This window comes from Methanococcoides seepicolus (assembly GCF_023684405.1).
Classification (GTDB): Archaea; Halobacteriota; Methanosarcinia; order Methanosarcinales; family Methanosarcinaceae; genus Methanococcoides; species Methanococcoides seepicolus.
In genome coordinates, this window is sequence record NZ_JAGSOI010000093.1 from 1 (window position 1) to 6461 (window position 6461).

Consider the following 6461-nt stretch of genomic DNA (forward strand, 5'->3'; position numbering starts at 1 on the left):
AAAGCAGGTTCATCTTTGAAGAGGGGATATTGATAGATGATCTCAAACTTATGGACAGGGGATATTTCAGGGAAACTGAAATTACAGAACTCCTAAATAGTGGCGAGTATCCCGTACGCAATCATCATCAGAACATCGCTGATCTCAGGGCACAGGTCGCTGCGAATGAAAAAGGCATACAGCAACTCGAGCAGATGGTGGAGAAATATTCGCTGCCAACGGTAATGGCATATATGCAGCATGTACAGGATAACGCTGAGGAAGCCGTAAGGAAGGTCATCGAAGTACTGCATGACGGAGAATTCACTTACAAACTCGATGATGACAGTCATATTCACGCAAATATCAAGATAGATAAGAATGACCGTTCAGCAACTATTGACTTTACAGGAACATCGCCACAACAGAATAATAATTTCAATGCCCCTGCATCCGTATGTAAGGCTGCCGTACTCTACGTGTTCCGCACGCTTGTAAAAGACAATATCCCATTGAATGCAGGATGTCTGAAACCCCTCAATATAATAATACCGGAAGGATGTTTATTGAACCCATCCTACCCCGCAGCAGTTGCAGCAGGAAATGTGGAAACTTCACAGTATATCGTGGATACCCTCTATGGTGCGCTGGGAATCATGGCAGCATCACAAGGAACCATGAACAATTTCACCTTTGGAAACCAGGAATTCCAGTATTACGAGACCATCTGCGGCGGTTCGGGTGCAGGAGACGGATTCAATGGTACCGATGCCGTACAGACCCATATGACAAACTCCAGAATGACCGATCCCGAGGTCCTCGAATTGCGTTTTCCGGTGCTCCTTGAGGAATACTCCATAAGGAAGGGGAGCGGAGGGGAAGGAGAATACTGCGGAGGAAATGGTGTTGTCCGTAAAGTGCGATTCCTTGAGGAAATGAAAGCAGCAATAATATCCTCGCACCGGAAATATCCACCTTTTGGATCGAACGGCGGCTCCGAAGGGGAATGTGGTAAGAACCTGGTGATCAGGAAGGATGGAAGGACACAGGAAATGGAACCAACCGCTGAGGTGGATATGGAAGAAGGGGATGTGTTCGTGATAGAAACCCCCGGTGGCGGCGGTTTTGGTAAAAGGGAATGACGCCATCAGTTTGTAGGGAAAAGAAAAACGATTGAGTTTAGTAAACCTGTTTATGTGGATGAAAGGGGTGATACTGATTTACTGAGGAAGATGATCATTGACACGCCTTATGACGAATGGAAGAAAATGGAGATAGAATTCCTGATATATCTTCCACCATATTCTCCAGACCTAAATCCAATAGAGCATATATGTAAAAGTATAAAGAGAGTTATTTCATCTATAATCATCATTGACACAAATCATATGAAGCAGCTGACATTTAATGCGTTCATTAAATATTCATCAAAGATTAGTTTTGCAAAAATATGGATTGAAAAGTTTGTTGATGAAGATTAGAAGCGAAAAATATTAGGTTATTAACTATAATTATGCGAAGTTTGAGGGATTGGTGGGAAAGATATGTGGTGTGAGTTATGGTTTACATGTATTTGAAAAAGCAAAACTAAGCAAACAGTGATAAAATATGGATGATAAAAATGCTATGATTGCTATTGATGAAATATCCCTGATGGATATGCTTGAACCGGATAATGCGATAATTATGGGGCTTGAGAGTCTTGAGGATAAAGAGGATGAATACTCTCAATATCTTGGTACGTTCGAGTACACTATTGCTTATTATTACTATGAACGTGACAAAAAGATAACTGATAGGGAAATCATCAAATTACTGACAGATATAAAATATAATCTGGATAAGAAGCTCAACTATTTTACCCATCCGCTTGGATCAGAACTTATTGCGAATTTAGTGGAAGTAATTGAGGATGAACCAATAACTGTTCATGAATTTAAACTGGCGATTGATTATGTACTCACATCTATTGATAACCGCTCGTGGATGTCGGACAGGCAGGCATATTTAAAATGGATTTGCTATTACTTTGACATTAACATATCAGCAGACGATGCTAGGTATGTTAAACGAATAAAAAGGCTTGGAAAAAAATATGATATCTCTCTGGAGATGATCGAATCTCTTTTGGTAAAAGCAAAAGATTTAGAAGATGAAGATGAAGATCTTGACCCGGAACAGGTAGCTCGTATTGAAGATTTTCTTGCACTGGACGACGATGAAAGGTTCGATTATCTGGTAGATAACAGCCCCGAGAATTTAGATATCTTCATGTCATATCTATTTGAACTTGAAGAAAAAGGTGAATTTGAGATTATGCAAAAGCTGGCAAAAAGGTTTAGTAAGAAATTTGGTGAGATGTTCACACTACACCTTAAACTTGGTGATTTCTTTTTCGTATCTCATCCTAACATTGCCAGAGGTTATTACGATAAAGCACTTTCTGCTTTGGAAAAAGTGGATTTAATACCCGATGATCTAAAGTTAGAAATCTCAGAGGATATTAAAAATAATATTAGGGTATGTGACAAAATCAATTCATAAAAATCTCAATTACAAAGGTGAAGTTCATGGATACGGATTCAATATTCGTTCCTCCTGAACATGCTCAGGAGATCATAGATTATTTCCAACCTCTTAATCCTTACAACCTTGATATTGATTTGTTGAAACCTGAAAAAGAAGATATGTGGTCTTATGGCATATCCTCTAAACGTTATGCCTTATACACTTATGAGAATGAAGAAATCAAGTTCATGGAAGGAGAAAGATCTTTCAAATTGCATGGACTTGGTCATTTAACAAATCCATTTCCAAAAGCTGTTGATGATTGGCAGGCTGAGATATGGGAAGATATTCTCAAGTTGCATTATGGGATAATAAAGCCAACAGATATTGAAGAGAAATACTCTTCACTTTTTGCAGTCTCAAGGCTCACAGTCAGTACATCCAATGTGCTGAAGAGATTTAAGAAGATCAATGAAGGTCAACCTTGGTCAAGGCAGATAAAACCTTTCAACTTCTGCAATGTTGGCTTTCAGGTTATTGAGGATGATGGAAAACCAATCAAACCGCTAGCACCCTTTTCCAATGACCCTCCGAAAATAGCCTATGAACCATTCATAGACTACAATACAGGTGAGATCAAACAGGGAGTTGAGTATTTCAAATCTCTGAACAGGACAATTTTGCAGTATGCAGATCATCCTGAGTACAAGTATGAAGGGAATATTGGACAGATGAAACGCAGGCATATCCATGCGGATAGTGTTGTTCTCATTGGAAAGGAGGCTAACAATATTGATGATCAGCCTTTAGACATATATCAGGCTCAAGTTTTCATCAATAAGCAGGAGATTATGGATAAGATAATGCAACTGGATGTAGAGATGGGGCGAACAGTAGGTATTGCTTACAGAGGCACTCTGAAGAGGATTCAGGATAAGATTAAGCAAACAGGGGACATCAACCTGAATGCTAGGTTTATGAGGGAACTTGCGGATAAGCTCATGTGAGAGCTTATTCCTCCTCTACATTTCCTTTTCTTATAATAGCATCAAGTGTTTTACCACCTTTATCTTTCCATTCTCTCCAGCCATTAGCAGTTCTCCCTAGTACAACTGATGCTGACATGGATGGCGAAGAGAAAGTAAAATCTTCTTGAAAAACATAAACGTCATTTTCTTCTTTTAGTATCCCTTTTCCCACCAAATTTGCTCTAAAGGTTTTGATGCTTTTTTGTATAGATGGGGTTTCTTCAATATTCGATTTAGATCCCTTATTGACAACAAAACCCTCTTCAGTGTATTCACCAACTGCATCAGCATCTTTGCTCTTACAGTAATACACATTAATTTTACTACGCTTTTTTGATTGCTCAAAAATAGGATAGCCAAGAGTAGTCATGATTATTTTTAAGTCCTCAAAAATACGCAAAACAAAGTCCCGATCTTGGTTTGTTAATGATGATTGGGTGGGATTGTTACTGTTTTCAAGAGTACATTTGTTGACCTTTTTTGCCTCATTGCAGGCATGGTTTTCAAGGTACTTGATATGTGCTTTATTTAGATTGTTCTTCTCAGAAACAAAACATATAGCTTGGTTCCAGAAGTCTTTTTCCTTGTTGTGTTTATTAAGTCGAGTTAGCAGCACCTCAGACTCTCCAACGTAGATGCTAGGCTTTCCAAGTTCATCTTTTTCACCTATTAAAAAATAGACACCTGGCTGAGTAAGCTCTTGATTTTGTGATGCGTCACTCAATTTTGCTCTGGGAATTGAGACCGCTTTGACAATAGAATCTAAAAAGTCACAAATCTTAATGCCTTGTGGATTGGCATCTGGCAAGTAAATTGAAATTGTTCTTCCTATTGTCATGAATGGATCACCATTATAGCAAATATGTCTTGATTTATAGATCTAATATATTTTCTTATATATTTGCTATAAATACACTATAATTTATATAATATCTTTGTACTGTAAATCTTTTTAGATATCTATGTTCAAATTACTACTCAATTGCACTCTTAAAGCTAAGCTATTAGGGAAGGGGACAAATGCCATATTGCAAAGAAAATGACGTGTTAGTTGACTGTGACGAATGTATTGTGCATATTTTAAGAAAAATTCAAAATAAAAGCCTCTTTGAAATTAAGATGCTTAGATCTACTGGACAAGAAAGTAGAAAATTATTGCTAGAATTTATTATCAGGACCCTTTATCGCTTAAAAGATTATGATGAAGCACCTAATTCGAGCCGAAAGGAAGTTACAAACATTTTAGTAGAGCATGGTCAGTTTACTGAAGAAGAAATTGATAATATCTTTGAAGAATATTCAAATGAATCAATGTATTATTCAAACGAATTTTTTGAGGAACATCCAAACATCGATTTAAAAAAAGTTATACACGCAGAAATTTCAAGTTTAGGTAGTCCTTCATCAGAAGAATACCCATTTCCATTGGAAAAAAGATATGATTTCCCATTTTCAGGATGCGATCTTACTATAGCTTTTGGATTATGTCCGATTAATATTGAAACTTTATCTTGCCCAGATTGTGGAATGGAAATCACAAATACACCTGACAATGTAGGTTGGCCTTCTCAAGATCTTATTTGTCCATCTTGTTCATCCAAAAAAGAAAATGAATTTGATACAAGAGGAATTATAATATCTGGAAATCCGAAGCATCACGGGTCTTGGAAATCCCAACAGCCTGAGTTTAAATTTATGGGTACGGATTATTTTGGTATTCTGCATCCTAAATGTAAAGAAAGTAAACGGCCAGATGGTAAAGGTGTAATGCTTGTTAACGGCATATGGACCGATTCAACTGAAAGAAACAGAGATCGAATCGTTTTAAGTTTGGAGTGTAGAGATTGTGGGGCAAAAAACGCACTAAAACCTTTTCTAAAAGATAATAAGATACCTGTGCTCAATATTCACAAAGCTGAGATTCTTAAGTTTATTGAAAAAGGAGAATACGAAAAACTTGAATTTAAGCCATATTTAACAACCCCTCCAGATGGATATAAGCTCGACAAAAATCAAAAATATAAGATTGCAAAAAGCATAGCAGGATTTATAAATTCAGAGGGTGGCCACCTTTTAATAGGAGTATCGAATTGCGGAAGTATTTTAGGTCTTGATAATGAATATTCCAATAGAGAAAGCAGACTTGATAGAGACGATTTTAACTTAAAATTAATTAGGACTATGGAGAAATATATACCAAAAGAAGTTCTAAATGATTTTTTAATAATAACTTATCATGAAATCTTTGGAAAAGACATTTGTTGTATTGAGATTAAAAAATCTGAAAAACCGTTCTGTCTCAAGAATGGAGAATTCTTTATTCGGTTTTTTGCAAGCACTCCACTTTTAAGTGGCTCACAAAAAATCGAATACATAAAAATCCACTGGGGAAATATTGAGTAATTTATTCAATACTTCTTTTATATTTTCAAGTCCCAGATTTAGTTAATGTTTAAACCTTATAAACAGTTTGAAATTCTGAGTATCTATTTTCCAAGATACCTATTACCCCAACTTGCTATGCGAGGGGTTGGATTCGAACCTCTGAAAACACAAACTTTTAAAAGAGTGGCATTTTTAACGTTACCCATATCCCCACCTTGCTATGCAAGAAGATAAAGCCAAACCCTCATACCCAATATCAAAAGAACTCAGCCAGCGTCTTCTGACCTTTGTTCTCATGCAGGCTTCCAACACGCACACCAATGCGGCGGATATTGACAGTACTGCTATCCAGCAATTCCCCCATTATCTGATAGGAAACTTCCCGAAGCACTGCCTTTTCAGCCATGGGATGATTGAGCGTATGGCTTTTGGTGACGGTCTTGAAATTAGAATATATGACGGTTATAGTAACTGATCTGAAAGAAACACTCCTTGCAGTAACTTTACTGAACACATCATCTAAAAGCTCATCCAGCAGGGAGAGCACCAGATCGCTTTTGC

The 6461-nt window shown here is 37.2% G+C and carries 7 protein-coding genes; 5 read left to right on the forward strand and 2 right to left on the reverse strand.

The features are described 5' to 3' along the window. From KDK67_RS13275 to KDK67_RS13290, 4 genes are all read left to right on the forward strand, one after another. A partial coding sequence (locus KDK67_RS13275) for a hydantoinase B/oxoprolinase family protein (protein WP_250869317.1) occupies positions 1-1121 on the forward strand: 1121 nt, incomplete at its 5' end. Between the two features lie 54 nt (positions 1122-1175). Beyond that, the gene (locus KDK67_RS13280) at positions 1176-1460 is read left to right on the forward strand and encodes a transposase (RefSeq protein WP_250869319.1); all 285 of its coding nucleotides are present in this window, start codon (positions 1176-1178) and stop codon (positions 1458-1460) included. A 127-nt stretch (positions 1461-1587) separates the two neighbouring features. Next, on the forward strand, positions 1588-2523 hold the full coding sequence (locus tag KDK67_RS13285) for a hypothetical protein (RefSeq protein WP_250869321.1): 936 nt from the start codon (positions 1588-1590) through the stop codon (positions 2521-2523). Between the two features lie 26 nt (positions 2524-2549). After that, complete coding sequence (locus KDK67_RS13290) at positions 2550-3494, forward strand: hypothetical protein (protein WP_250869322.1); 945 nt, start codon at positions 2550-2552, stop codon at positions 3492-3494. Between the two features lie 4 nt (positions 3495-3498). Here KDK67_RS13290 and KDK67_RS13295 read toward each other — a convergent pair whose 3' ends face one another. After that, complete coding sequence (locus tag KDK67_RS13295; RefSeq protein ID WP_250869323.1) at positions 3499-4353, reverse strand: GIY-YIG nuclease family protein; 855 nt, start codon at positions 4351-4353, stop codon at positions 3499-3501. 182 nt (positions 4354-4535) lie between these two features. On the opposite strand from KDK67_RS13295, the gene KDK67_RS13300 reads away from it, so the two are divergent. Then, positions 4536-5918: an AlbA family DNA-binding domain-containing protein gene (locus tag KDK67_RS13300; RefSeq protein WP_250869324.1), complete on the forward strand. Its 1383-nt coding sequence runs from the start codon at positions 4536-4538 to the stop codon at positions 5916-5918. A gap of 238 nt (positions 5919-6156) precedes the next feature. Here the strand turns inward: KDK67_RS13300 and KDK67_RS13305 are convergent. Continuing rightward, positions 6157-6461 (reverse strand): DinB/UmuC family translesion DNA polymerase (locus tag KDK67_RS13305; RefSeq protein WP_476738632.1); only part of this gene is annotated, 305 nt, incomplete at its 5' end.

What these genes read in the sequence shown, in the direction of transcription:
- KDK67_RS13285 (WP_250869321.1), top strand. Translation starts at nt 1,588, where the DNA reads ATGGATGATAAAAATGCTATGATTGCTATTGATGAAATATCCCTGATG.
- KDK67_RS13295 (WP_250869323.1), bottom strand. Translation starts at nt 4,353, where the DNA reads ATGACAATAGGAAGAACAATTTCAATTTACTTGCCAGATGCCAATCCA.
- KDK67_RS13290 (WP_250869322.1), top strand. Translation starts at nt 2,550, where the DNA reads ATGGATACGGATTCAATATTCGTTCCTCCTGAACATGCTCAGGAGATC.
- KDK67_RS13300 (WP_250869324.1), top strand. Translation starts at nt 4,536, where the DNA reads ATGCCATATTGCAAAGAAAATGACGTGTTAGTTGACTGTGACGAATGT.